This is a genomic window from Microcoleus sp. B13-B6, from assembly GCF_036705405.1.
Taxonomy (GTDB): Bacteria; Cyanobacteriota; Cyanobacteriia; order Cyanobacteriales; family Microcoleaceae; genus Microcoleus.
Window position 1 is genome coordinate 12513 of record NZ_JAUBUJ010000126.1, and the last position, 2240, is coordinate 14752.

The following is a 2240-nucleotide window of genomic DNA, read 5'->3' on the forward strand; positions in this document are numbered from 1 at the left end:
ATTACCCGTGCCACCGTAGAATTTGTCATAGTTAGAACCGCCCTCACCGTAGTCATTGCCATCGCCAGCCTGAATCTCATCAGCAAATAGATCGCCTTTTAGCGTATCATTACCTGTGCCACCGACTATGAGATAACCAGACAAGGGAACAAAATGCGGGAACGGCTTCACACTGAATCTGTTAAGATTCTCGTCTCCAGGAGTGCCGTAAATCACTTGCAGATCGCCACGTTTATAAGATAAAAATGGGTCAGATGCGATACTATCGAGGTAGGGTTGAATGAGAGACAAATTAAATCCCCCATTAAAATCAATTATCTCAGTTAGCTGATGGCTGAAAAAACTTCCAAAGTCGTAATTATAATAATTTTTACCTTCTGATGTATCGAAATTAATAAAAACAGGTTCCCGATTCAAACTCAGATCATAAGGATCTAAAATCGGCTTTGAAAAAGTATTATTAAATGTTTGAACTGCTGCATTACCTGAGTTGAAGTCAAAATTATCTCGCAAAGCCTTGACTTCCATTGTTATGATACTTCTTTTACCATCAATTTGAGAGACATCAAATTGTATATTCTTGATTGCAAATCCACCAGTACCAAAAATGTAAGAACGCTCGGCATAATCGTCACTACCGATGCCATTGACATACTGATAAACTGTAGCTGTGAAATCATCATTGCCTAGGAAACCCAGACCACTGCCACCTGTTATTGTGCCACCTGTAGTTGTATATTCATAAGTTCCAGGTTCGATCAAGTTACCGTAGTTAAAGAATTTTTCTACAGCAGAGAACAATGACGGATAAGCATAGCGCCCACCGCCAGTTGTCATATAATCACTCATGCTATAGGTGATGGATGGTGTAGAGGAACCAATGGGTCTGATGTGTGAGTTGTAGTCTGGTGATGATGGACTATTCGTTCCGAACACAAGAAGTTTTGTGAGTTCGGTAGGATCAATAGGATTGCTAGAAGAATAAGTTGACATGGTTTGATTCTCTAATGATTTTGTAGATACAATCTGTTCTGAAAATTGACAAAGCGACTCTATCGACAAGCCCGATCGCACTTATGCACTTCTGCACTCTCTAGCTGTCGTAGATCCGTCATTTACCCAAACTGAAGCCTCGCGAAGTGCGATCGCACTTCAACTCTTTTGTCGCAATTACCCGTTCAAATGAACTCAATAAATGCAACCGTGGAAATAGATTAAACCAACATCGGAAGAAGCCCTTTCCAATATCCGTTGGGATGTTGGTTCGGATTTCGATCGGGAAGTTACGCGCGATCGCACTTTTGAATAACTCTCAACAAGTGCGATGAACTTCGTAATTTCCCTTCTGTATATCTATCAGGGTGAGCTCAGTAGTTTTATGCAAAACTCTCAAGTTTTTTTTCATAAAGTTTTGCAAACACTGGTGAAAGTACGGAACAACGGGTGTTTTCGGGATTTCAGGGCGATCGAATCACGCGCTTTCCCACAATCCGGCGGGGAATGAATTCCCCGCCTCATAGCCAAAGTCCTCTGAAAGAGGACTGGTAAATTCTTCAGTCGTCTTCAGACGACTTTCGCTTTGAGGCAGGGGTTTCAACCCCTGCCGGAGTTCGGAATTGCGAGATAGCCGGATTGCGCGATCGATCTGGTTGTTAACACCAAAGATCGATCGCCCCTAAAGCCTTTTTGTTGTTCCTATTTACTTATCAGGGTGAACTCAGTAGTTTTATGCAAAACTCTCAAGTTTTTTTTGTCGAGTTTGGTAAACACTGGGTGAAAGTACGGAACAACGGGTGTTTTCGGGATTTAAGGGCGATCGAATCACGCGCAATCCCACAATCCGGCAGGGAATGAATTCCCCGCCTCATAGCCAAAGTCCTCTCAAAGAGGACTGGTAAATTCTTCAGTCGTCTTCAGACGACTTTCGCTTTGAGGCAGGGGTTTAAACCCCTGCCGGAGTTCGGGATTGCGAGATAGCCGGATTGCGCGATCGATCTGGTTGTTAGCGCCAAAGATCGATCGCCCCTAAAGCCTTTTTGTTGTTCCTATTTACTTATCAGGGTGAGCTCGGTAGTTTTATGCAAAACTCTCAAGTTTTTTTTGTCGAGTTTGGTAAACACTGGGTGAAAGTACGGAACAACGGTTGTTTTGCGGATTTAAGGGCGATCGCCCCTAAAGCCTTTTTGTTGTTCCTATTTACTTATCAGGGTGAGCTCGGTAGTTTTATGCAAAACTCTCAA

Annotated in this window: 1 pseudogene; it reads right to left on the bottom strand. The window is 42.9% G+C overall.

Annotated features, from left to right (window positions below):
• Positions 1-993: pseudogene (locus QUB35_RS34745) on the bottom strand (hypothetical protein); the annotation flags it as partial.
• Positions 994-2240: the final 1247 nt, after the last annotated feature.